This window comes from Glycocaulis abyssi (assembly GCF_041429775.1).
Classification (GTDB): domain Bacteria; phylum Pseudomonadota; class Alphaproteobacteria; order Caulobacterales; family Maricaulaceae; genus Glycocaulis; species Glycocaulis abyssi.
Genome location: NZ_CP163421.1, coordinates 1,031,759 through 1,053,844, shown reverse-complemented (window position 1 = coordinate 1,053,844; position 22,086 = coordinate 1,031,759). Strand labels below are relative to the sequence as shown.

At 64.9% G+C, this 22,086-nt stretch carries 23 protein-coding genes; 12 read left to right on the top strand and 11 right to left on the bottom strand.

Annotated features, from left to right (window positions below; genetic code table 11):
* Nucleotides 1–14: 14 nt before the first annotated feature.
* Together rnr and topA are read right to left on the bottom strand one after the other, a co-directional pair.
* Nucleotides 15–2,267 (bottom strand): ribonuclease R, encoded by a 2,253-nt coding sequence (gene rnr, locus AB6B38_RS05185; protein ID WP_371394709.1) that lies wholly within the window; start codon nt 2,265–2,267, stop codon nt 15–17.
* The gene (gene topA / locus AB6B38_RS05180; RefSeq protein WP_371394708.1) at nt 2,264–4,861 is read right to left on the bottom strand and encodes a type I DNA topoisomerase; all 2,598 of its coding nucleotides are present in this window, start codon (nt 4,859–4,861) and stop codon (nt 2,264–2,266) included. The genes rnr and topA overlap by 4 nt, the downstream gene beginning before the upstream one ends.
* A gap of 196 nt (nt 4,862–5,057) precedes the next feature.
* On the opposite strand from topA, the gene AB6B38_RS05175 reads away from it, so the two are divergent.
* Nucleotides 5,058–5,261, top strand: coding sequence for a hypothetical protein (locus AB6B38_RS05175; protein ID WP_371394707.1), 204 nt, complete (start codon nt 5,058–5,060; stop codon nt 5,259–5,261).
* On the opposite strand, the gene dprA is transcribed toward AB6B38_RS05175, so the two are convergent.
* The 8 genes from dprA to AB6B38_RS05135 all read right to left on the bottom strand — a co-directional run bounded on the left by dprA (nt 5,250) and on the right by AB6B38_RS05135 (nt 12,359).
* Entirely contained in the window at nt 5,250–6,371 is a 1,122-nt protein-coding gene (gene dprA / locus AB6B38_RS05170) for a DNA-processing protein DprA (protein WP_371394706.1), read from the bottom strand. The two genes, AB6B38_RS05175 and dprA, sit on opposite strands and share 12 nt — an antisense overlap.
* Nucleotides 6,368–6,985 carry a glycerol-3-phosphate 1-O-acyltransferase PlsY gene (plsY, locus tag AB6B38_RS05165; RefSeq protein ID WP_371395074.1) on the bottom strand — a complete coding sequence of 206 codons (618 nt, stop codon included), beginning with the start codon at nt 6,983–6,985 and terminating at the stop codon, nt 6,368–6,370. Before plsY ends, dprA begins: the two co-directional genes overlap by 4 nt.
* On the bottom strand, nt 6,973–8,256 hold the full coding sequence (locus tag AB6B38_RS05160) for a dihydroorotase family protein (RefSeq protein WP_371394705.1): 1,284 nt from the start codon (nt 8,254–8,256) through the stop codon (nt 6,973–6,975). Before AB6B38_RS05160 ends, plsY begins: the two co-directional genes overlap by 13 nt.
* On the bottom strand, nt 8,253–9,215 hold the full coding sequence (locus AB6B38_RS05155; RefSeq protein ID WP_371394704.1) for an aspartate carbamoyltransferase catalytic subunit: 963 nt from the start codon (nt 9,213–9,215) through the stop codon (nt 8,253–8,255). Before AB6B38_RS05155 ends, AB6B38_RS05160 begins: the two co-directional genes overlap by 4 nt.
* Nucleotides 9,216–9,279: 64 nt before the next feature.
* Nucleotides 9,280–10,218: an AEC family transporter gene (locus tag AB6B38_RS05150; RefSeq protein WP_371394703.1), complete on the bottom strand. Its 939-nt coding sequence runs from the start codon at nt 10,216–10,218 to the stop codon at nt 9,280–9,282.
* Nucleotides 10,215–11,132 carry an AEC family transporter gene (locus AB6B38_RS05145; RefSeq protein WP_371394702.1) on the bottom strand — a complete coding sequence of 306 codons (918 nt, stop codon included), beginning with the start codon at nt 11,130–11,132 and terminating at the stop codon, nt 10,215–10,217. Before AB6B38_RS05145 ends, AB6B38_RS05150 begins: the two co-directional genes overlap by 4 nt.
* On the bottom strand, nt 11,129–11,590 hold the full coding sequence (ruvX, locus tag AB6B38_RS05140) for a Holliday junction resolvase RuvX (RefSeq protein ID WP_127566559.1): 462 nt from the start codon (nt 11,588–11,590) through the stop codon (nt 11,129–11,131). The genes AB6B38_RS05145 and ruvX overlap by 4 nt, the downstream gene beginning before the upstream one ends.
* A 25-nt stretch (nt 11,591–11,615) precedes the next feature.
* Nucleotides 11,616–12,359, bottom strand: coding sequence for an SDR family NAD(P)-dependent oxidoreductase (locus AB6B38_RS05135; RefSeq protein WP_371394701.1), 744 nt, complete (start codon nt 12,357–12,359; stop codon nt 11,616–11,618).
* A gap of 95 nt (nt 12,360–12,454) precedes the next feature.
* On the opposite strand from AB6B38_RS05135, the gene AB6B38_RS05130 reads away from it, so the two are divergent.
* The 6 genes from AB6B38_RS05130 to AB6B38_RS05105 all read left to right on the top strand — a co-directional run bounded on the left by AB6B38_RS05130 (nt 12,455) and on the right by AB6B38_RS05105 (nt 16,799).
* Complete coding sequence (locus AB6B38_RS05130) at nt 12,455–13,600, top strand: GNAT family N-acetyltransferase (RefSeq protein ID WP_371394700.1); 1,146 nt, start codon at nt 12,455–12,457, stop codon at nt 13,598–13,600.
* Nucleotides 13,597–14,175 carry a hypothetical protein gene (locus AB6B38_RS05125; RefSeq protein WP_371394699.1) on the top strand — a complete coding sequence of 193 codons (579 nt, stop codon included), beginning with the start codon at nt 13,597–13,599 and terminating at the stop codon, nt 14,173–14,175. The genes AB6B38_RS05130 and AB6B38_RS05125 overlap by 4 nt, the downstream gene beginning before the upstream one ends.
* Nucleotides 14,165–14,596, top strand: a complete 432-nt coding sequence (locus AB6B38_RS05120) for an HIT family protein (protein WP_371394698.1) — start codon at nt 14,165–14,167, stop codon at nt 14,594–14,596. The genes AB6B38_RS05125 and AB6B38_RS05120 overlap by 11 nt, the downstream gene beginning before the upstream one ends.
* Before the next feature lie 149 nt (nt 14,597–14,745).
* Nucleotides 14,746–15,180, top strand: coding sequence for an SET domain-containing protein (locus AB6B38_RS05115; protein ID WP_371394697.1), 435 nt, complete (start codon nt 14,746–14,748; stop codon nt 15,178–15,180).
* Between the two features lie 51 nt (nt 15,181–15,231).
* A complete protein-coding gene (locus AB6B38_RS05110) occupies nt 15,232–16,155 on the top strand; it encodes a histone deacetylase family protein (protein WP_371394696.1) in 924 nt (307 codons plus the stop codon).
* A gap of 50 nt (nt 16,156–16,205) precedes the next feature.
* Nucleotides 16,206–16,799 (top strand): histidine phosphatase family protein, encoded by a 594-nt coding sequence (locus tag AB6B38_RS05105; RefSeq protein WP_371394695.1) that lies wholly within the window; start codon nt 16,206–16,208, stop codon nt 16,797–16,799.
* Here the strand turns inward: AB6B38_RS05105 and AB6B38_RS05100 are convergent.
* Nucleotides 16,796–17,569: a type II CAAX prenyl endopeptidase Rce1 family protein gene (locus tag AB6B38_RS05100; RefSeq protein ID WP_371394694.1), complete on the bottom strand. Its 774-nt coding sequence runs from the start codon at nt 17,567–17,569 to the stop codon at nt 16,796–16,798. The genes AB6B38_RS05105 and AB6B38_RS05100 overlap by 4 nt on opposite strands.
* A gap of 69 nt (nt 17,570–17,638) precedes the next feature.
* Between AB6B38_RS05100 and AB6B38_RS05095 the strand changes: the two genes are divergently transcribed.
* Genes AB6B38_RS05095 through dxs form a run of 5 tightly spaced genes read left to right on the top strand, consistent with a single transcriptional unit; the run spans nt 17,639 to nt 22,057 of the window.
* Complete coding sequence (locus tag AB6B38_RS05095; RefSeq protein ID WP_371394693.1) at nt 17,639–18,487, top strand: helix-turn-helix domain-containing protein; 849 nt, start codon at nt 17,639–17,641, stop codon at nt 18,485–18,487.
* 50 nt (nt 18,488–18,537) lie between these two features.
* A complete protein-coding gene (locus AB6B38_RS05090; RefSeq protein WP_371394692.1) occupies nt 18,538–18,789 on the top strand; it encodes an exodeoxyribonuclease VII small subunit in 252 nt (83 codons plus the stop codon).
* Nucleotides 18,789–19,157 carry a tRNA-binding protein gene (locus AB6B38_RS05085; RefSeq protein ID WP_371394691.1) on the top strand — a complete coding sequence of 123 codons (369 nt, stop codon included), beginning with the start codon at nt 18,789–18,791 and terminating at the stop codon, nt 19,155–19,157. Before AB6B38_RS05090 ends, AB6B38_RS05085 begins: the two co-directional genes overlap by 1 nt.
* A gap of 46 nt (nt 19,158–19,203) precedes the next feature.
* Nucleotides 19,204–20,094, top strand: coding sequence for a polyprenyl synthetase family protein (locus AB6B38_RS05080; RefSeq protein ID WP_371394690.1), 891 nt, complete (start codon nt 19,204–19,206; stop codon nt 20,092–20,094).
* Between the two features lie 58 nt (nt 20,095–20,152).
* Complete coding sequence (dxs, locus tag AB6B38_RS05075) at nt 20,153–22,057, top strand: 1-deoxy-D-xylulose-5-phosphate synthase (RefSeq protein WP_371394689.1); 1,905 nt, start codon at nt 20,153–20,155, stop codon at nt 22,055–22,057.
* Nucleotides 22,058–22,086: the final 29 nt, after the last annotated feature.

Genomic DNA, 22,086 nt, shown 5'->3' with positions numbered 1-22,086 from the left:
TGTTCTTGTCGTCTCTACCGCCGCCGTCTGGCCTTGTTGCCTCGGTCCCGGCCCGCCGGAGGACGTCCGCCCTTGCGGCGCCCCATCGGTTTTCTGCCCGGTTCTGGCGGGGTCAGTATGTCCACCAGCAAGCCGCCAGTCACGGGTGTTGCTTCGCTAAGCCGCACATTGACATTCATGCCCAGCCGGTAGGTCGCGCCGGTATTCTCGCCGATCAGCGCGTGCGCGGACGGATCGTGACGGAAATATTCCCGGCCCAGACGCGATACCGGGCAGAGCGCGTCTGCGCCTGTTTCGCTCAGGCGGATGAAGGCGCCAAAGCGCGTGACGCCGGTAATGCGTCCTTCAAATTCCGCGCCGACCCGGTCAGCGAGGAAGCCTGCGATGAATCGGTCGGTCGCGTCGCGCTCGGCGGCCATGGCGCGGCGCTCGTTGGAGGTGGTTTCCTCGGCGATGACCTGCAGGGAGGCGCGCTCCTCGTCGCTTGTGCCGTCCCGGCCCAGCTTGAACGCGTGGATCAGGGCACGGTGGACGGTCAAATCGGCATAGCGCCGGATTGGCGAGGTGAAGTGCGCGTATTTTTCCAGATTCAGCCCGAAATGGCCCAGATTGCGCGTGTCATAGATGGCCTGTGACTGGCTGCGCAGCACCACCTCGTTGACCGTCTCGTAGTGCGGCCCGCCCTTTGCCCGCTCCAGCACCTGATTGAAGCGTTTCGTCGTCAGGCGCTCGCCGCGCGCCCAGCTAAGCCCCACGGTCGGCAGGAAGTCAGCCAGTGCCTCGATCTTCTCGGTGCCCGGCTCGTCATGGACCCGGTAGATGAGGGGCGTGCGGGCGGCTTCCAGTGCTTCTGCGGCAGCCACATTGGCCTGGATCATCATTTCTTCGATCAGCTTGTGGGCGTCGAAGCGTTCGCGCCGCTCCACCGCGATCACCGAGCCATCCTCGCCAATGCGCACCTTGCGTTCGGGGGCATCGATTTCCAGCGGCTCGCGCACGGCGCGCGCCTTTTGCAAGGCTGCATAGGCACCCCAGAGCGGTTCGAGCACGTGTTTTTTTAGCGTCTCGGCCTTGCCCGTGCCTTTGCCGTCTATGGCAGCCTGTGCCTCCTCATAGGAGAGCTTGGCTGCAGAGCGCATCCAGCCTCGCAGGAAGCGGTGGGCGCGCTTGTTGCCTTTCCTGTCGAACACCATGCGCACGGCAAGGCAAGGGCGGTTCTCGCCCTCCCGTAGCGAACATAGATCGTTGGACAGGCGCTCAGGCAGCATCGGCACCACCCGGTCGGGCAGATAGACCGATACGCCGCGCTTCCTCGCGCCCTTGTCCAGCGCTGAACCGCCCTGAACATAGGCGGCGACATCTGCGATGGCGACGATCACCACCCAGCCGTCCTTGTTGGCCGGATCATCATCGGGCGCGGCCCAGACGGCGTCGTCATGGTCCTTGGCGTCGGCCGGGTCGATGGTGATGAGGGGGATGTCGGTGAGGTCTTCGCGGTCCCTGGCCGTGACCGGCTTGATGGCCCGCACTTCTTTTTCTTCAGCATCGCCAAAGCCTTGCGGAATGCCATGCTCGGCCAGCGCGATGATGGAACCGGCGCGCGGGCTGTCCGCGCTGCCGATGACTTCCTCGATAGCCCCGGTTTTAAGTCCATGCGCGCGTTCGGAGGCGAGACGCACCATAACGAGGTCGCCGTCCTTCGCGCCCGTGCCTTCGCCCTTTGCGGGGATCAGCTCGTGCTTGGTGCGCCGGTCCACCGGCACCAGCCGCGCGCCCCCGCGCCCCGTCTCTCGATAGACGCACAAAATGCGGTGCGCAGACTGGCCGAGCGTGCGCATGACGGTGGCGTAGTATTCATCGCCGTCCTTTTCCAGGCGCGCCAGAAACTTGTCGCCAATGCCCAGCGCGCTTTCGCGCCTGCCGCCCTTGCCCTGACCGGGCGCCAGCCGGATGACGGGACTGTCGCCGTCGGCGCGCACGGCCCGGCACAGCATCTCGCCATCGACATCCCGGTCGACGATCTCAACCACGGTCACCGGCGGCAGGCCGCCGCGTATCGTGTAGGATTTCTGTCCTGTGCGCGTGATCGCCCCTTCAGACTCCAGCACTTTGAGCGCGGATTTCAGGGCTATCTTCGCATCACCGCGCAAGGCCAGAGACCTTGCGATCTCGCGCTTGGTGAAGCGGCCTTCGCCCAGCCGGATCGCTTCGAGCACGGCTTCCCTGGTAAATCCGCCATCCCTGAAAGGATCGTGGGACTGGGTCACTTGCTTCCTGCTTTCGCCTTCGTGGCGGTTTTCTTTTTCGTGGCCGGCTTTTTGGCCGCTGCGGTCTTCTTCTTCGCCGGCGCCTTGCGCTTGCTTTTGGCAGAACCGGCCTTGGCGTTGATCAGTTCCACTGCCTGTTCCAGCGTCACGGTCTCTGGCGTCACATCCTTGGGCAGGGTGGCGTTGACTTTGGCCCATTTCACATACGGGCCATAGCGCCCGGCCATGACCTGTATGGGGCCGCCATCAGGGTGTTCACCCAGCTCTTTTAGCGGTTCGGCGCTGGCGCGTCCGCGCCCGCCATTGGCCCTTTTGTCCTCGATCAGAGTGACGGCGCGGTTGATGCCGATCTCGAAAACCTCATCGATGGAAGGCAGGTTGGCGTAGGTCTTACCGTGCTTGACGAAGGGGCCATAGCGGCCAAGCCCGGCCTCGATCATCTCGCCATCATCCGGGTGCGGGCCGACCTGGCGCGGCAGGTCGATCAGCATGACCGCCTTTTCCAGATTGATGGAAGCCGGATCCCAGCCCTTGGGCAGGGAGGAGCGGCGCGGCTTGTCTTCGCCCTCCAGCTTCATCTCCAGATAGGGTCCGAAGCGCCCGTCTTTGAGATAGATCATCTGGCCGTGTTCGGGATGCAGGCCGATCTCGCCGTCACCCTCGATCGCCGATTGCCCCTCGCCATTGCCCCCCAGCGGGCGGGTGAAGCGGCAGTCAGGATAGTTGGAGCAGCCCACAAATGCGCCATGCTTGCCGAGCCGCAGCGACAGCGTGCCGACATTACAGGACGGGCAGAGCCGCGCATCCTTGCCGTCCTCGCGAGCCGGGAAGATCAGCGGGGCCAGCGCGATATTCATCGCATCGATCACCTGACCGACGCGTAGGTCCGCAATGCCTTCGACATTGGCCGAGAAATGTTCCCAGAACTGGCGCAGCAGCTCCTTGTAGGGCATCTCGCCGGCGGACACCTTGTCGAGCTGGTCTTCCAAATCCGCCGTGAAGTCGTACTCGACGTATCGGGTGAAGAAGTTTTCCAGGAAGGCGATGACGACCCGGCCCTTGTCTTCGGGGACGAAGCGCTTGTCTTCCATGCGCACATAATCGCGGTCGCGCAGCACCGAGAGGACGGAGGCGTAGGTGGAGGGCCGGCCAATGCCCAGCTCTTCCATTTTCTTGACCAGCGTCGCCTCGGTATAGCGCGGCGGCGGCTGGGTGAAGTGCTGCTCGGTGAAGGTCTGATCGGCCTTGGCAGAGGCGCCCTGTTTCACCGCAGGCAGGCGTGCTTCGCCGTCCTCGTCGGCATCATCGTCGAGGCCCTCGCGATAGAGCGCAAAGAAGCCGTCAAACGTGACCACAGAGCCGGTGGCGCGCAGGGCCAGCTTGCCTCCGTCGGCTTCCAGATCGATCGTGGTGCGCTCCAGCCGCGCGCTTTCCATCTGACTGGCGACGGCGCGCTTCCAGATCAGCTCGTAGAGACGGGCCTGATCGGCTTCCAGACGCAGCGAGGAGGGATGACGCAGGAAGCTGGTCGGGCGGATCGCCTCGTGGGCTTCCTGCGCGTTCTTGGCCTTGGAGGAATAGGCGCGCGGCACGTCCGGCACGTATTCCTCGCCATAGCGCTCGCCAATGGCCTTGCGGGCCTGATGGATGGCACTGCCATCCATCGAAACGCCGTCGGTACGCATATAGGTGATGAGGCCGGTGGTCTCGCCGCCAATATCGATACCTTCATACAGGCGTTGGGCGACGCGCATGGTGCGCTGGGCGTCAAAGCCCAGCTTGCGCGAGGCTTCCTGCTGCAGGGTGGAGGTGGTGAAGGGGGCGGGCGGGTTGCGCTTTGTGGGCTTGGCTTCGACCGCCGCAACCGTAAAGCTCGCCGCCTTTACCGCCGCCTCGGCGGCGCGCGCAGTCTGTTCATCGCCAATGCTCAGACGCGTGATCTTCTTGCCGTCAAACTGGGAGAGGCGCGCGCGGAACGCATCGGAGCCATCGGCGCGGACATCAGCCTCGATGGACCAGTATTCCTGCGGTGTGAAGCGTTCGATCTCGCCTTCGCGCTCGGTAATCAGGCGCAGCGCCACCGACTGGACGCGGCCTGCAGAGCGCGCGCCGGGCAGCTTGCGCCACAGCACCGGCGAGAGCGTAAAGCCGACCAGATAGTCGAGCGCGCGGCGGGCAAGATAGGCTTCCACCAGCTCCATATCCACATCACGCGGATGGGCGAGGGCATCCTGCACGGCGCTCTTGGTGATGGCGTTGAAGGCGACGCGCTTGACCGTCTTGTCTTTCAGCGCCCGCCGCTTGGTCAGCGCTTCGAGCAAATGCCAGGAGATGGCTTCACCCTCGCGATCCGGGTCAGTGGCCAGAACCAGCGTGTCGTGATCTTTGAGGGCGTCGGCGATGGCCTTCACCTTGGGGGCCGACCGGGAATCGATCTCCCACTCCATCGCGAAGTCTTCATCGGGCCGCACCGAGCCGTCCTTGGCGGGCAGGTCACGCACATGGCCGAAACTGGCCAGGACGACGAAATCCTTGCCCAGATATTTGTTGATGGTCTTGGCCTTGGCAGGCGACTCAACGACGACGACAGTCATGGAATGCTAAATGCCCTTTGCATGAGGGGTGGGGCTGGCCGCCCGGCGCGCGAAAGTGGGGGTGGTTCCGGCGCAAGTCAACATGGCCGGATATCGCCGCTGCGAGATGCACGTTAAAGATGTGTTTGTTATAAATTGCACGTTAAGCAATTTTCCGCTAACTGGATGGTCAGCAGATTGAGCGGGTTCCCCTCCGATGAAAAACGACCCAACAGACTTGCCTGCCGGTGCTTCGTCAAATCTGGTTGCCGACTATCTGATTGACCTGCTGCGGTCGATGGCCGCTCTGGCTGACGCTGCCGAACTGGAACAGTCAAAACTGGCAATAGACCGCGCGCTCGACGCCGTTCTGTCAGAGAAGGATGCAGGCGGGAGCGGCCGGATCGCATCAGCAGGCTAGGCGCACCATTCCGCCGGGGTCCACCTCGCAGCGTCCGGCCAGTTCCAGCTCAACCAGGGCTGCCGCTACCACGCGGGCAGGCGCACCGGACAGGCGCACAAGCTCGTCGCGCGAGATAGGCGCAGGTGAAAGCAGGGCGGCAATGCGTTCGCGAACGGCGTCGGTGGCGCCATTGTCATCTGTGTCCAGCAAGGGTTCGTCCTCGTAATCGCTACGCTCGCGCTCTTGCACATTGTCCCGGCGCAGGCCGGAGAGAATGGTGATGACATCATCGGCGCTTTCGATCAGGGCTGCGCCCTCGCGCAGGAGCCGGTTGGTGCCCTTGGCGCGCGGATCGAGCGGGGAACCGGGGACGGCCATCACCTCGCGGCCCTGTTCGAGCGCATAGCGCGCCGTGATGAGCGAACCGGAGCGTTCGGCGGCCTCCACGATGATAACGCCCATGGACAGCCCGGAGATGAGCCGGTTGCGGCGCGGAAAGTCGCGCGCCTGCGGAGAGTAGCCTGGCGGAGATTCGCTGACCAGCAGGCCCTGCTCAGCGATTGCCGCGTGCAGATCGCGGTGTTCGGGCGGGTAGATGCTGGTCAGCCCGCCAGCGAGCACGGCCACGGTGCCGGTGTTTATCGTTGCCGCATGGGCCGCACCGTCTATGCCGCGCGCCAGGCCGGAGACGACAATAACGCCGTGCTCGCCTAGCCCGCGTGCCAGATCACCGGCAAAACGCAAGCCCACGCCCGACGCGCTGCGCGCCCCGACAATGGCGCAGGCGGTGCGATCGGTGAGGTCCAGCGGACCCAGCGTGGTTATGACCGGTGGCGGCGGATCGAGGACGGCGAGTCCTGCAGGAAAATCCGGCTCGCACGCACATGAAAGCCGCGCGCCGATCCGGTCCAGCCAGTCCTGCTCGGCTTCGGCCTCATCGCGCGAGGCAGGCACGAGCGCAGTCGAGCGCCCGCCCTTCTTTGCCAGCGCGGGCAGGGCATCGAGCGCCGCTTCGGCGGTCTTGAAGCGCTTGATGAGCTCGTTGAAGGTGACGGGGCCAACCCCGCGCGTGCGCGCCAGTCTCAGCCAGGCAGTGCGCCCGGCGGGGCTGAGCGGCGTGCGCTTCACGCCTTCTTCGCCCCGATGCGCGGTTCTTCACCGCGAACGAGGCGCGCGATATTCTCCTTGTGCCGCCACCACAGCAGGCCTGCGAGGAACAGCGCCAGCAGCGCCACATCAGGCCGCATGAAGGCCAGCGCCAGTACAGGCGCGACGGCGGAGGCGGTCAGCGCGCTCAAGGATGAAATCCGGAATACCAGCGCCATGCCGAGCCATGTCGCGCAGACCAGCAGGCCGACCGGCCACAGTACGGCCAGCAGCACGCCAAGGAAGGTGGCCACGCCCTTGCCGCCCTTGAAGCCCAGCCAGACCGGGAAGCAATGGCCGAGAAAGGCCGCGCCGCCTGCGATCAGGCCCGCGGTGGGCGAGACGGCGAAGGTGAAGATCAGCGCGGCGATGCCTGCCTTGCCGCTATCGAGCACCAGAGTGGCGAGCGCGAGATCCTTGCGGCCTGTCCGCAGCACGTTCGTCGCGCCGATATTGCCAGAGCCGACGGTGCGGATATCGCCAAGGCCAGCAAGCTTTACCAGCACCAGGCCAAAGGGGATGGAGCCGAGCAGATAGCCGCCAATGGCAGCGAGGATCAGAAAGAGTTCGGCTGGCAAAAGGCTTACTCCGCAAATCCGGGCCGGGCGTACACCATGGCCCCGTCAACGACGCTCAGCAAGACGCGGCCCTGTAGGCGGCGGCCCGAGAAGGCGGATGGCGCGGGGCTTTCCAGCCCGTCCTTGCCGTAAACATTGGGCATGTCCGGTGCAAACAGCACCAGATCGGCGGGCGCGCCTTCCTCCAGCCGCCCTTGCGGCAGGCCCAGCAATTCGGCCGGATTGCTGGTGAGGGCTTTGAGACCCGCCATCAGCGGTAGCTGGCCGTCAGCGTCGAGTGTGCACAGCACCGGGATCAGCGCTTCGAGATTGGCAGAACCCGGCGCGGCATCCGAGAAAGGATTGGCCTTGGCTTCCAGCGCGACGGGTGTGTGGTCAGAGACGATCACGTCGATCAATCCGGCCGCGATGGCGGCCAGCAGCGCCTGCCGGTCGGCTTCACTGCGCAGAGGCGGGTCGAGCCGGTAGGCCGGGTCCAGCCCGCCCATATCCACTTCGTTGAAGAGCAAATGAGTGAGCGGCGCGCTGGCAGCGACATCCAGCCCGCGCTTGCGGGCGGTCTTCATCGCATCGAGGCCGTCAGCGGTCGTCAGGCGTTCAAAGAGGATACGCGCGCCCGTCAGCTCGGCGAGTGCCGCGAGGCGTTCCACGCCAAGGCGCTGGGAAATGCCCGGACGCGCGGAGAGGCCGAGGCGCACCGCCATCGCGCTTTCATGGGCCACCGTGCCGGCAGACAGATGCATGTCCTCAGCCGTCAGTCCCACCCAGGCGTCAAACGCGCTGGCATAGCTCAAAAGATTGCGCAGGAAGCGGGTATCGGCGATCAGATCACCGCCATCGGAGACCAGCGGCGCGCCTGCGCGCAGCATCAGGCCGATTTCAGCCATCTCGCTAGCTTGTGTGTGCGTGCGCGCCGCGCCCAAGAGGCGCACCGGCGCGTGCAGGGCGCGAAAGCCGATCCACTCAATATCTTCAGGCCGGGTAAGGCCCGCCCCGCTGGATGAGGACAGGACCAGCGTGCCCACGCCGGCCGCGGCGGCCGCGCGGATGGTGATATCGAGATTTTCAATGCCGGATCGTCCGGGCTCGCTGGCGCGCGCGCCTATATCGATGAGGGCGGGGCTGAGCACCGCACCATCCGCCTCGATAATCTGATCGCCTGCCTCGGGTGAGAGGCCGGGGCCGATAGCATCGATCACACCGCGTTCGACGCGCAGATCGCCTTCCAAGTCGCGCCCCGATGCCGGGTCGATAAGGCGCGCGCCAGTGATGAAGATACCACCGCTCATGGCATCATCTCCTGCATGCCGCGCCCCGCGAGCAGTTCCAGCACCGCCATGCGCACGGCGACGCCTGCCTCCACCTGATCGAGGATGACGGAAACTCCCTTGTCGTCGGCCAGCGCGGATGTGATTTCGATGCCCCGGTTCATCGGCCCGGGATGCATGACGATGCAGTCCTGATTGGCCAGCGACAGGCGGGCATGGTCGAGGCCGTAGATCGCCGCGTATTCGCGTGCAGACGGGATCAGGCCGGAGCTCATGCGTTCGCGCTGCAGGCGCAGCACCATTACCGCGTCACAGCCCTCAATGGCGGCCTCGACCGAGTGAAACACAGATGCACCCCAGCGGTCGGCATCAGCAGGCAACAGGCTGGCCGGGCCGCACAGGCGGATATCGGCATTCATCAGCGAGAGCAGGGCGACATTGGAACGCGCGACGCGGGAATGGAGAATATCGCCGACAATCGCGATGCGCTTGCCGCCCACGTCTCCGAGGTGCTCGCTTAACGTGAACAGGTCCAGCAGGGCTTGCGTGGGATGCTCGTTCGCGCCGTCTCCGGCATTGATAGTGGAGATGCCCGTCGTGCGCTGGAAGAAGTCTGCCGCGCCGGGGCTCTGGTGGCGCACCACCAGCAGGTCGGGCTGCATGGCCGCCAGCGTGTTTGCAGTGTCGGCGAGCGTTTCGCCCTTTTTCAGCGAGGCATTGCCAGCAGAGAAGTTCACGACATCCGCGCCAAGGCGCTTGGCGGCGATCTCGAAACTGGCGAGCGTGCGCGTGGACGCCTCGAAGAACAGATTGATCACCGTCAGCCCTTTAAGGCTGGGGTGCTTCTTGTCCTCGGTCCGGTTGCGGGTGAGATGCGCGCGGGCGCTGTCGAAAATGAGTTCCAGATCAACGCGGTTGAGAGCGGACGCCGCTATCAGTCCGCGATGGGGGAAGGTGTAGCTGTATTCACCCTGTCCCATTCAACACTCCGCCGCTCATGCGGTTGCGCGGTATAGTGGTGTGCGGGCCGCCCGGCAATAGGCGTCAGCCCAGAAGCGTCAGCGCGGTGAGGATGGGCAGGGCAATCGCGCTGGCCAGAACCGTGAGCGTTATCATGCCTGCCGTCAGCCCTGTTTCGCCCTCGAACTCGGTCGCCACCGCATAGACAAAGGCTGCTGACGGCCCGCCCGTGGCCAGCACCAGCAGGGTTTCCGCATTGCCGTTTATACCCAGCACGCCTGCGGCCATGAGCACGAAAAGCGGGATCACAACCGACCGTATTGCCGCCGCGCTGCACAGCAGGCGGATGCGTCCTTTGAGGGCGGCAAAGTCCAGCCCCGCCCCCATGCAGATGAGTACCAGTGCCAGCGAGCCATAACCGGCCAGATCCAGCGGGGAGAGGAGCGTCTCCACCGCTTCTGCCGTCATCAGGGGCGGCAATAGCGGCCAGATCAGCGCGATGGCGACGGCAAGCAGGCAGGCGATCAGGACCGGGTCTCTCACCAGCGCAGGCAGCGCCTTTCGCATGCCGCCATCGCGCGTGCCGGCAAAGGCCATGACGATGATGATCGTCGCCAGCACCAGCGCTGGCGCTGCGATGGTGCCGGTCCATTGCGTGGAGGCTGCGCCCTGCAGCCGGTCAGCCAGGGTGAAGAACAGGACCACGTTCCACACGCAGCACACTGCCACCAGCGCGGCCGTCTCGCGCGCGCTGGCTTTCAGCACTTTTGCCACGCCGAGCGACAGGATGAGCGCCAGCAGTATCCCGCCTGCTGACAGCGCAATGACGGGCAGGGCGCCGGCCTGCGTCAGGTCTGCGCGCGCTATCGTGACGAACAATATGCAGGGCAGGAGTACCCGGTAATTCAAGAGGTTGATGCCGCGCCACTGGCCGTCAGGAATGATCTGCCAGCGCCGCAAGCCGTAACCCAGGGCGACCAGCACGAAGGCAGGAAAGAAGACGGCGAGTATGTGCAGGGTCATAGTGCGGAAATCGCTATCCAGATGGGCATGGTGATGGCGGCAAGCAGGGTGGTGGCGGTGACGTGGCCTGCCATCATTTCCGCATCCCCGCCCATCTCACGCGCCAGCACATAGGCGGCGGCTGCGCCGGGCGTTGCGCCAATGCCGACCAGCACGGCCAGCGCCACACCCTCTACGCCCAGCAGAATGCCCAGCGCGTAGAAGACCGCAGGCGCAATCAGGAGCTTGGCCGTGACCGAGAGCGAGATAATGCCCGGACGGGCGCGCAAGGACGTAAAGTCCAGCCCCGCCCCGATGGTCAGAAGAATGAGCGGCAGGGAGGCGCGCCCTGCCAGGTCCAGCGTGTCGGCGACCGGGCCGCTCTGAAACACACCGGCCACATTCGCGGCAAGGCCCGCCAGACAGCCGATAATGATCGGGTTGGTGATGATGCGCAGGCCCACGCGTTTCAGGTTGGGCGGGTGATCGCTCTTGCCCCACACCGTCATCACCGCCACGCACATCACATTGACCAGCGGCACGGTCGGTGCGAAGGCCAGCGCTGCAAGCGCTGCGCCTTCCTCACCAAAGGCGGCCGGTGCCAGCGCCAGCAGCACAAAGCCGTTCCAGCGCACCCCGCCCTGAAAGAGGCTGGTATAGACCGGCCCCGGCATGGGCAGGAGGCGGAAGGCGAGCATGATGATGCCCATGGCCAGAAACCCGCCCGCCGCCGCGAGCATGAAGCTGCCCGCAGGCACGGATGCATAGTCTGCCCGGCTGATCGTGATAAAGAGGAAGGCGGGCATCAGCGCCTGATAGGAGAGCTTGTTAATCCCGCCCCACAAAGGCGCGGCCACCAGCCCGGACCGGCGCAAGACCCAGCCCAGCGCGATAACGCCAAACACCGGAAAGAGCGCGATGACGACCGGACTCATGCTTCAGGCACGCCTTCGGCAATGCGAAGAAGCGCGTCTTCGAGGATCACGGCGGCGGCTTCCGCGTCGATCATCTCCTTGTGGCGGTGAATCGGTATGCCCGCTTCGGAGAGGGTCTCACCCGCCTCGAAGGTGGACAGGCGCTCATCCTGATAGGCGATGGGCAGGTCGCGCAGGCGTAACAGGTTGGTGGCAAGCGAGCGGGCAGACTGCGCGCGCCGCCCGTCCCCGCCATCCATGTGCAGGGGCAGGCCGATAATCAGCCCCTTGCAGGCACGCTCGTCGTAAAGCTTGAAGATGCGCGCCGCATCCTCGGAGAATTTCGTGCGCTCGATCGTTTCAATCGGGCTGACCAGCGTGCGGTCTGAATTGCACGCCGCCACGCCAATCGTGCGCGTGCCGGGATCCAGCGCCATGAGCGGCCCTTTTGGCAGCAATGCCGGGTGCAGGAAGATCATGGCGCTGGGAATGCTCCGGCTGGGTTCAGGCGGTCAGGCCGCCTGCGACATCAATCGTGGTGCCGGTGACGAAGCTGGCCTCATCGCTGGCAAGGAACACCGCGACACTCGCGATTTCATCGGCTTTACCATAGCGGCCCAGCGGCACCATCATGCGCTGCAGGTCGGCGGTCTCGCCGTCTGCCGGGTTCATGTCGGTATCGATGGGGCCGGGCTGGATGACATTGGCGCGAAGCCCCTTGCGGCCCAGTTCGCGTGCAGCAGCCTTGGTGAGAAGCTGCACGGCGGCCTTCGACGCACAGTAGGAGCCAAGACCGGGCGAGGGCGCGCGGTCGCCCAGAATGGACCCGACCGTGATGATCGAGCCGCCCGGCTCCATGATGTTTGCGGCAAGGCGGATGGCTTCGAACGGCGCGGTGACATTGACCGCCATCACATCGTTCCAGTCCTCATCGCTCATCTTGCGCAGGGTCACTTCGCGCGCGATGCCGGCATTGTTGACCAGAATGTCGAGCCGGCCGTGTTTTTCCGCCGCCGCGCTCATCACGCGGGCAGTTTCGCCCTGTTTGCGCGCGTCGCAGCCGACGGCCTCTGCCTTGCCGCCCTTTGCGTTGATCGCGGCGGCGACCGCCTCGGCCTTGTCCTTTGATCCGCCATAGGTCAGCACCACGGTGGCGCCCTCATCGGCAAACGCCTGACAGATGGCTGCGCCGATCCCGCGCGAACCACCCGTTACAAATGCGACTTTTCCTGACAGCCTTGCGCCCATGACAGATGTCTCCTCCAACTTGTTGCGTTGCCGCTCTATATGAGCGCGAGAGACAAGCCCGTTCGCCCTCCCACTGCAAGTATTGAGACGCATGAATGTCTGAAATCAGCGTGCGCATGAGCGAAGGGCTGGCAGAGATCAACAGCGAGGCGTGGGACGCCATCGCCAATCCTGACGGACAGACGTTCGATCCGTTCCTGAGCTGGGATTTTCTTCAAGCGCTGGAAGCGTCAGGCTGCGTCAGCGAGGAGACGGGCTGGATACCGCGCCATCTGATCGCCGAAGATGGGGCGGGCGGAATTGTTGGCGTGCTGCCGCTCTACGTGAAGACCCATTCCTATGGCGAATACGTGTTCGACCATGCCTGGGCTGATGCGCTGCACCGGGCAGGGGGAGAATACTATCCCAAGCTGGTCACCGCCGTGCCGTTCACGCCGGTGACAGGGCGGCGCGTGCTGGCGGCAGATGAAGGCATCCGCCGGGCGCTGGCAGGCGCAGCAAAGTCTGTCGCCGGGCAGTGGAATGCTTCCGGATGGCATGTGCTGTTCCCTGATGCGTCAGAGCGCGCGGAACTCGCCGCATCGGGCCTTAGCGAACGCCTCGACATCCAGTTCATCTGGAACAACCGCGGCTACGGCTCTTACGATGATTTTCTGGGCGATCTCGCCTCACGCAAGCGCAAGGCGCTGAGGAAGGAGCGCGAGGCGGCGCAGGCCGGGCTGGAGATTGTCCAGCTTTCCGGCGCGGAGCTGACGCAAGAGCACTGGGACGTGTTCTTTGCCTGCTACCAGGACACCGGCGCGCGCAAATGGGGCACGCCCTATCTCAACCGCGAATTCTTCCAGCTGATCCATGAGCGCATGGCGCAGCATGTTCTGATGGTGATGGCGCGCCGGGACGGGCAGTGGATTGCCTCGGCGCTGAACTTCATCGGATCGGACGCGCTCTACGGGCGCTATTGGGGCTGTCTGGAGGGCCAGGACAGCCTGCATTTCGAACTCTGCTACCATCAGGCCATCGACTACGCGATTGCGCATGGCCTGAACCGTGTGGAGGCGGGCGCGCAGGGCCATCACAAGCTGGCGCGCGGCTACCGCCCGCAAGCGGTCGGCTCTTCCCATTTCCTCACCCATCAGGGGCTTGCCACCGCCATTGACCGCTATCTGAGCCGCGAGCGGCAGGCGGTGCTGGCAGAAATCGCTTCTCTTGATGCTGAGGGGCCGTTTAAATCGGGGGTATGAGCTTTGTCCGGCTGGCCAATCCTTTGAGCTTCAATGCTGCAACCACCATGGTTGCGGCGCTGAACGGGCAGGGGATTTACGCGTTCATGGGCAATGAGCATCTCGCGCAGATGAACCCTGCCTATCATTTCGCGCTGGGAGGCTTCCCCATTTATGTTGCGGAGGCTGACCTGCAGGCTGCACGCGCTTATCTGGAGGTGATCGACCGTAGGGCGACTGAACGGAAAACAATTGAGCAAACGGCTGACGATGAGGAGCGCGACGCTGAACCGGACTGCCCTGTCTGCGGTGGGGAAAGTCATCCCCGGACCAACTGGCTGCTCACAATTCTGACGAATTTTGCGGTGACGCTGACGGGGTTTCCGGTGCCGTCAAAGCGTCGGCAATGCGTTGATTGCGGCCATGTCTGGCGCCCCGGAGGGCGCGAGCCCTTCACCCCCGAGGAGCTGGGTTACGACCCCGATGGCCCTGTCGAGGGTGATTTCGTGGACTCCCTCAAGTCAACGCTTTCGAGGATCCGCTCCATCGGGTACGAGCACATGCAAGACAAGCAGGAGACCCGCCATGAGCCTTGATGGCCGTTATGACAACCAGAATATTTTCGCGAAAATCCTGCGCGGTGACGCCCCCGCCATCAAAGTGCATGAGGACGCGCACACGCTGGCGATCATGGATGTCTTTCCGCAGGCGCCGGGCCATGTGCTGGTGATCCCGAAAGAGCCCGCGCGCAATCTGTTCGAACTGTCCGAGGAAGCGGCGGAAAAATCCATTCTGGCGGTGAAGACGGTCGCCGCAGCCGTGCGGCGCGCTCTGGAGCCGGACGGCGTGTTCGTGGCCCAGTTCAACGGCGCACCCGCCGGACAGACAGTCTTCCACATCCATTTCCACATCATTCCGCGCCGCGAAGGCGAGGAGATTGCCGGGCATGGCAAGGCGCAAATGGCCGCTCCGGCTGAGCTGGAAGCGCTCGCGGCGAAGATCCGCGCCGCGCTGTAGGCGGGTCGGCCTCGAAAATCCCGCTTGATTTTTTTCCAGTTCGCGCATCATAGGCGCTGGAGCGTCGCACTCTGCACGGGGCTTGAGTCTCCCCGTGCCCCTTTACCCGCCCGCGTCGACGCACGGGCGCGTTCTGGCGTTCTTGCACCATGTTACTCATCGACACCTTTGTCGGTCCCAGCGCCATTGAAGGCGTTGGGGTTTTTGCGGCTGAACCGATCCGCAAGGGACAGCTCATCTACCGCTTTGAGCCGGGTTTTGACCGGCTGATTGGCGAGGCTGAACTGCCCAATCTTCCCGAAAGCATCCGCCGCTTTGTCGAGCGCTATACCTATCCGCACCCCAAAGAGGCCGGGATGCTGGTGCTGGACGCAGATAATGGCCGGCACATGAACCACTCGCTTCAGCCCAATACCGATTTCCGGGACTCGGTGTTCGGCTATGCGATCCGCGACATAGCGGCCGGTGAGGAAATCACCTGCAACTATGCCGAGTTCGAGCCGGGCTTCTACATGCTGCCTTCCATGGTATCGGCCCACGCCGCCGCCCCGAAGGCGGTCAATGGCAGCGGCGCTCATCTCTAGCGCCGCGTGAGCCGCTTGCCGGGCAGGGGCAGGGCCAGATAGCCTTGCCCCATGAAAACGCTCGCCATCACCTCGCCCACCGGGGCTGATCACATCACGCCAGAGGGCCATCCTGAACGGGTGGCCCGGCTGGAAGCCGTCACGGGCGCCCTTGCCAGCCTTGAAGGGCTTGAACGCCGCGAGGTCCGTGCGGCTGCAGGCCGGGATGCGCTCTCGCGCGTACACCATGGCGCCCATATCGATCAGGTTTTCGCGGCCAGTCCGGCTGAGGGTCATGTTTCGCTGGATGCCGACACCTGGATGAGCGCCGGTTCACTCAACGCGGCGCTGCATGCCTGCGGCGCGGTGATAGACGGCGTGGATGCGGTGCTGGACGGTGAGGCCGAGGCGGTGTTCGTCGGCTGCCGTCCGCCCGGCCACCATGCCGAGCCGGACCGGGCCATGGGTTTTTGCCTGTTCAACCAGATTGCTGTCGGCGCGCTGCACGCGCTGGACGCGCGAGGGCTTTCCCGCGTCGCCGTCATCGATATCGATGTGCATCACGGCAATGGCACGCAGGCCACAGCTGAGCGCGAGCCGCGCCTGTTCTTCGCCTCCGTTCATCAGGGCTGGATTTATCCCGGCACCGGCGCAGCCCATGAGACGGGCCGGCACGGCAATATCGCCAATCGTCCGCTGCCTGCGGGCGCGGCTGGCGATACCTGGCATCCGGCGCTGGACGAGCTGATCGAGGCGGTGCGCGCCTTCCAGCCCGAACTGCTGCTGGTCTCTGCCGGATTTGATGCGCACAAGGACGATCCGCTTGCCGGGCTGGCGCTGGACGATGGCGATTTCGCCCGTGCGGGCACGGCTCTGGCCGGGCTTGCGCAGGAAAGCGCCAACTCCCGGCTTGTCTGCGTGCTTGAGGGCGGATACGACTGCCCGGCGCTTGAACGGTCGGTTGCGGCTTTTATTGGCGCGCTGCAGGCGGCCTGACGGGGACCAGCGCCTGACAGATATTGTCCGCTTCGATCCCCCGAAAAGCCATGACCCAGCCCGTTGTCACACGCCTGCCCGGTTCCATCATCATTGCCCGACACGGTGAACCCGATGCGGACCGCCGTATGGTGCTGGACTGGCGCGGCTATGAGAAATGGTGGGCCGATTATGACCTTGCGGGCCTGAAAGAAGGTCAGAGCGCGCCCAAGGCGCTGTGCGAGGCCGCTGGAAAAGCCCATTCGGTCTATGCCTCCACCCTGATCCGCGCGATTGAAACCGCGCAGGCTTGCGTTGGTACGCGTGAGATCACGCAGAACTCGGTCTTTATCGAAGCGCCGCTGCCGCCGCCGCCCATTCCCGGCCGGTTCAAGGCGCGCACCTGGGGCGTCTATGCGCGCTGCACCTGGTGGCTTGGCATGGCGCGTGGCAAGGAAACCCGCGCGCAAGCCGAAACCCGCGCCGAGGAAGCCGCCGCCATCCTCATCGAGGCAGCCCAGCACGGCGATGTGGCCCTGTTCGCCCATGGCTGGTTCAACCGCATGCTGCGCCCGGTGCTGAAACGCCATGGCTATGTCTGCGTGCGCGATGGTGGGGACGATTACTGGTCCTGGCGCAGATATGAGATCAAAGGGCGCGGCTAGTCTTCCCGTCTGGGCTTTGGTGCCAGCACGAAGGTCAGCCCTATAGCCAGAATCACCGTGCCGACCCGCACGCCATTGGCAAACAGGTCGCCAATGGCGTTCTCGCCGAGCGCAAAGGCCGTCCACAGGCCGTTCAGCCCGACATGGAGCAGGATGGCGGGCCACAGATTGAAGCCCCAGCGCACGAACAGCCAGCCGAACAGCAATCCGCCAAGCCCGGTGATGGCCACGATACCGGCGATTTCCATCGGATCGGTGCCGGCCCCCGCATGGACCAGCCCGAAGACGATGCCGGGCAGGATGACCGCAGGCAGCCAGTGCCAACCTGCCAGACGCACCAGCACGCCGACGGCAAGGCCGCGATAGACAATCTCTTCGATCACCGGTCCGCCAATGACCAGCCAGCCATAGTCTGCCGGGCCGGACGCGTCGGAGAGCGACACCAGCGCCACGCAGATGATGAGTGCAGGCAGGAATACCGCGCCTGCCCACATCAGTGGCCGTATCGGCGACGCGCCAAGGCCGGTTATGGCGGCGATGCGCCCCGGATGCGTCCATGCCGCCAGCCAGACGAGCGCGAACAGGACACCCGCATCTACAAGGGAGATCAGCGCCGAGCGCATATAGGGCGTTGAGAGGATCCAGTCCGCCGTCAGATGAGGGCGCAGGAATCCTCCGCTGACAGCGGTAAAGACAAGGCCCGCGATTATGGCGGCCGATAGCAGGATGGCGCGGGTGCGTGTATCAGAAAGTCTGGTCAGAACGGTCACAATGGGTCCCCGCAAATTATGTTCCGCCAGTCTAACCCGGTTGCACCTGCGCGCTTGAAGAAATCGGCCATGACGGCGCAGCCCGGTCAGCTGGATATCCAGCCGCCGCCAACCGGGCTTGCGCCGTTCGTGTCGGGCTTTGTCCATCGCGATGAGCGCGTGGATGGCCGGGCGGTGCGTCTGCTGCCGGATGTGCGCACCTCCGTCCAGATCATGCTGGCCGACCCGTACTGGATACGCGAACGCGGCGACGGGGAGGCGTGGCAGCGCCTGCCGCGCATCGCGCTGTGGGGTCCGCGCCATGACTGGGGCTACGGATATGCTGCCGCCCACGTCACCTGCTTTGCGTTCGGACTGACGCCAGCCGGGTTTCGCGCCGTCATGCGCGGCCCTGCAACGCGCTGGCTGAACCGGGTGGAGGGGCTTGATGCTTTGGCACCGGCGCTTGCCGCCGCGGTTGATCCGCGTGAGGGCGAGCCGTTCATGGAGTGGATGGCGCGCATCATTCCGGTGCTGGAGGTAGTGTTTGCCGGCGCTGCGCCCGTCTCCTTCGACTGGCCCGGCGTTACCGGGATACTCGCCGAGGAGGCGGGCGGCGCGGTACGCAAGGCGGCGGACGCGGCGGGGCTGTCCGAGCGTCAGTTCCGCCGCGTGTTTGAGGCGCTCAGCGGGGTTGCGCCCAAGCGCTATCAGCGGGCCTTGCGGGTGGACCGGATGATACGCCAGCTGCACCCCGCGCCGTGGGAGGCCGATACCGCCCCCGACATTCCCATCCCCTTTGCCGATCAGCCGCATGCCATCCGCGAGTTTCGCGCCCTGACCGGCCTGACGCCCGCCGACTATGTGCGGCTGAAGACCGGCGCTGACCGGACCTTGCGCTCGGTCGGGGTGGACGGGCTGGCCTTGCCGCAGGGCTGAGGCTCATCTCGCCACTGGACGCGCGGCGCGCCAGTTGTCACTCTCGCGCCATGACCAACTCAACCCCTGCCGATATTGCCAAGCTGAGCTTTGAAGCTGCGCTGAAAGAGCTGGAGGACATTGTCCAGCAGCTTGAGCGCGGGGATGTGGAGCTGGAGAAATCCATCGCCATGTATGAGCGCGGGGCGGCGCTGCGCGCCCATTGCGAGGCGCGGCTGAAAGATGCGCAGCTGAAAGTCGACAAGATCGTGCTGGGCGCGGACGGCAAGCCGGGGACCGAGCCTGCGGGCCTTGACGGCTGATGCGGCGTCCTTCCGACCCGCCTGCCAGTGAAATCAGCCCGGACGATTTCTTCGCCGCTGATATCCGCCTTGGCACGATCACGCGCGCCGAACCCTTCCCGGAGGCGCGAAAGCCCGCCTACAAGCTCTGGATCGACTTTGGCGAAGGGGTAGGCGAGAAGCGCTCGTCAGCGCAGATAACCGCGCACTACAGTGTGGAAGATCTGCCGGGCCGGCGCGTGCTGGCGGTGGTGAATTTTCCGCCGCGCCAGATCGGCCCTGTGCGCTCTGAAGTGCTGGTGCTGGGCGTGACGGACAGTGCGGGAAATGTGGTCTTGCTGGAGGTGCCAGAGCACGCCGATGTGGCCAACGGCGCTGGCGTCAGCTAGACCGGCATCGCACTGACCCCTCGCGCCCGGAGTTCACCTGACCACCATGGCCAGTTTTCAGGCCCAGCTTGAAGAATTTGCCGACCGCGTGACGGTGGCGCTGGATGCGCTGCTGGCGCGCGCTGACGGGCCTGAGGCGCGCCTGGCCTCGGCCATGCGCTATGCCGCTCTGGGGCCGGGCAAGCGCATCCGGCCTTTCCTCACGCTGGCGGCAGGGCGCATGCTGGGCGCGGACGAGCGCGGGCTCTTGCGCGCGGGCTGCGCGATTGAATGCATTCACGCCTATTCGCTGATCCACGATGATCTGCCTGCCATGGACAATGATGATGTCCGCCGGGGCCGCCCGACCGTGCACATCGCCTATGACGAGGCAACCGCGATCCTTGCCGGTGATGCGCTGCAATCGGCGGCTTTCGAGATCATGGCCGGCGCCGACACCCATCCCCACCCGAGCGTCCGTCTGGCGCTGGTGGAGGGGCTGGCAAAGGCCTCCGGCGCGCGCGGCATGGCCGGCGGGCAGATGATCGACATGCTCTCGCCGACGCGCGAAGGCGATGATATCGGCGTGCTGACGCGCCTGCACCGGATGAAGACCGGCGCGCTGATCAGTTTTTCGGTGGAGGCAGGCGCGGCGCTGGCCGAAGCCAGCAGCGATGCGCGCCACGCGCTGGAAGGTTACGCCCATGATCTGGGGCTGATCTACCAGATCGTGGACGATCTTCTGGACGCTGAAGGGCTGCCCAGCATTGCGGGCAAGGCGGTCAACAAGGATGCCCGTCAGGGAAAAACCACATTTGTCACGATTCTGGGGGTGGACGGCGCGCGCGAACGGGCGCGTCATCTCGCCGCTCAGGCCAAGGAATACCTCGCACTCTTCGGCAGTTCTGCCAATATCCTCAAGAGTTGCGTCGACTTCGTTCTCGAACGGCGGTCCTGATCGCCGCACACTGAGCCACCGGAACCGGCAAGAGGGCCGGACTGACGCTGGAGCCATTATGCCTGAGACGCCCAATCTGGACCGCATCGCCTCCCCGAAGGACCTCAAAGGTCTCGACAATGCACAGCTGTGCGCGATTGCCGACGAGCTGCGGGCGGAGACGATTGACGCGGTATCGGTAACGGGCGGGCATCTGGGCGCAGGGCTGGGCGTGGTGGAGCTGACTGTGGCGCTCCATCACGTGTTCGATACACCCAAAGACATCCTGATCTGGGATGTCGGCCATCAATGCTATCCGCACAAAATCCTCACCGGGCGGCGCGACCGTATCCGCACGCTGCGCCAGGGCGGGGGGCTTTCCGGCTTCACCAAGCGCACCGAGAGCGAGTACGACCCGTTCGGGGCCGCTCACGCCTCCACCTCCATTTCCGCCGCGCTCGGCTTCTCGGTTGCCAGCGATCTCAAAGGCGAAAACCGCCATGTCGTCGCCGTGATCGGCGATGGCTCCATGTCGGCGGGCATGGCCTATGAAGCGATGAACAATGCCGGGGCGCTCGACAAGAATCTCATCGTCATCCTGAACGATAACGACATGTCCATCGCCCCGCCGGTCGGCGCGATGAGCCATTATTTTGCGCGCCTTGTCTCTTCCAAGGGCTATCGCTCGCTGAGGAAGATCGGCAAGGGCCTCGCCAAGGTGATTGGCGTCGAGGAAGCTGCCCGCCGGGCCGAGGAATATATGCGCGGCATGGCTGTGGGCGGCACCATGTTCGAGGAGATGGGCTTTCGCTATGTCGGCCCGATTGACGGCCATGATGTGGCCCAGCTCGTCGCGGTTCTGAAGAATGTGCGCGACGGGCAGGACGGGCCGGTGCTGATCCACGCCGTTACCCATAAGGGCCATGGCTATGCGCCGGCAGAGGCCGCTGCCGACAAGTATCACGGCGTGTCGAAATTCAACGTCATCACGGGCGAGCAGGCCAAGTCGAAACCGGCTGCGCCCAGCTATACCGGCGTGTTTGCCGAGGCGCTGATCGCTGAGGCCGAGGCCGATCCGGCAATCGTCGCCATCACGGCGGCCATGCCCGGCGGAACCGGGCTGGACAAGTTTGGCGCGCGCTTTCCTGATCGCTGCTTTGATGTCGGCATTGCCGAGCAGCATGCGGTGACATTCGCGGCCGGGCTGGCGGCGGCGGGCATGAAGCCGTTTGCCGCGCTCTATTCCACCTTCCTGCAGCGTGCCTATGACAGCGTGGTCCACGATGTTGCCATCCAGAAACTGCCCGTACGCTTTGCCATCGACCGGGCAGGGCTGGTCGGCGCGGACGGTTCCACCCATGCGGGCAGCTTTGATCTTGGCTATCTCGGCATGCTGCCGGGCATGGTCATCATGGCCGCTGCCGACGAGGCGGAGCTGGCGCGCATGGTGAAGACGGCCGCCCTTATCGATGACGGCCCCAGCGCCTTCCGCTATCCGCGCGGCGAGGGGACTGGCGTGGAAATTCCGGCCAACCCTGAAGCGCTTGAGATCGGCAAGGGCCGCATCGTGCGCGAGGGCAGCGCGGTGGCGATCCTGTCGCTCGGCACCCGTCTGGAAGAATCCCTCAAGGCCGCAGACGAGCTTGCCGCCCATGGCCTGTCGGCCACGGTGGCCGACGCCCGCTTTGCCAAGCCGCTCGATGAGGATCTGATCCTGCGCCTCGCGCGCGAGCATGAAGTCCTCATCACCATTGAGGAAGGCGCGCGCGGCGGATTTGGCGCGTTCGTGCTGCACCTGCTGGCCGAAAAGGGCGTGCTCGATACCGGGCTGAAAATCCGCACCATGACCCTGCCGGACGTGTTCCAGGAGCATGATAGCCCGGTGAAGCAGTATGATGAGGCGCGCCTGAATGCCCGCCACATCACCGCCACCGTGCTTGATGCGCTGGGGCGGTCCGAAGAGGCGGCAAAAGCGCTGGCGTGATAGGAAGGGGCAGTTCCATTTATCGAGGA

Bases quoted from the DNA above. Each gene is read 5' to 3' on its own strand.
- AB6B38_RS05160 (WP_371394705.1), bottom strand. From the start codon at position 8,256: ATGAGCGGTGGTATCTTCATCACTGGCGCGCGCCTTATCGACCCGGCA.
- AB6B38_RS05145 (WP_371394702.1), bottom strand. From the start codon at position 11,132: ATGAGTCCGGTCGTCATCGCGCTCTTTCCGGTGTTTGGCGTTATCGCG.
- AB6B38_RS05120 (WP_371394698.1), top strand. From the start codon at position 14,165: ATGAGCCTTGATGGCCGTTATGACAACCAGAATATTTTCGCGAAAATC.
- AB6B38_RS05090 (WP_371394692.1), top strand. From the start codon at position 18,538: ATGACCAACTCAACCCCTGCCGATATTGCCAAGCTGAGCTTTGAAGCT.
- AB6B38_RS05130 (WP_371394700.1), top strand. From the start codon at position 12,455: ATGTCTGAAATCAGCGTGCGCATGAGCGAAGGGCTGGCAGAGATCAAC.
- AB6B38_RS05080 (WP_371394690.1), top strand. From the start codon at position 19,204: ATGGCCAGTTTTCAGGCCCAGCTTGAAGAATTTGCCGACCGCGTGACG.
- AB6B38_RS05115 (WP_371394697.1), top strand. From the start codon at position 14,746: ATGTTACTCATCGACACCTTTGTCGGTCCCAGCGCCATTGAAGGCGTT.
- AB6B38_RS05085 (WP_371394691.1), top strand. From the start codon at position 18,789: ATGCGGCGTCCTTCCGACCCGCCTGCCAGTGAAATCAGCCCGGACGAT.
- AB6B38_RS05175 (WP_371394707.1), top strand. From the start codon at position 5,058: ATGAAAAACGACCCAACAGACTTGCCTGCCGGTGCTTCGTCAAATCTG.
- AB6B38_RS05155 (WP_371394704.1), bottom strand. From the start codon at position 9,215: ATGGGACAGGGTGAATACAGCTACACCTTCCCCCATCGCGGACTGATA.
- AB6B38_RS05105 (WP_371394695.1), top strand. From the start codon at position 16,206: ATGACCCAGCCCGTTGTCACACGCCTGCCCGGTTCCATCATCATTGCC.
- dxs (WP_371394689.1), top strand. From the start codon at position 20,153: ATGCCTGAGACGCCCAATCTGGACCGCATCGCCTCCCCGAAGGACCTC.
- AB6B38_RS05125 (WP_371394699.1), top strand. From the start codon at position 13,597: ATGAGCTTTGTCCGGCTGGCCAATCCTTTGAGCTTCAATGCTGCAACC.
- AB6B38_RS05095 (WP_371394693.1), top strand. From the start codon at position 17,639: ATGACGGCGCAGCCCGGTCAGCTGGATATCCAGCCGCCGCCAACCGGG.
- AB6B38_RS05135 (WP_371394701.1), bottom strand. From the start codon at position 12,359: ATGGGCGCAAGGCTGTCAGGAAAAGTCGCATTTGTAACGGGTGGTTCG.
- ruvX (WP_127566559.1), bottom strand. From the start codon at position 11,590: ATGATCTTCCTGCACCCGGCATTGCTGCCAAAAGGGCCGCTCATGGCG.
- AB6B38_RS05110 (WP_371394696.1), top strand. From the start codon at position 15,232: ATGAAAACGCTCGCCATCACCTCGCCCACCGGGGCTGATCACATCACG.
- AB6B38_RS05150 (WP_371394703.1), bottom strand. From the start codon at position 10,218: ATGACCCTGCACATACTCGCCGTCTTCTTTCCTGCCTTCGTGCTGGTC.
- topA (WP_371394708.1), bottom strand. From the start codon at position 4,861: ATGACTGTCGTCGTCGTTGAGTCGCCTGCCAAGGCCAAGACCATCAAC.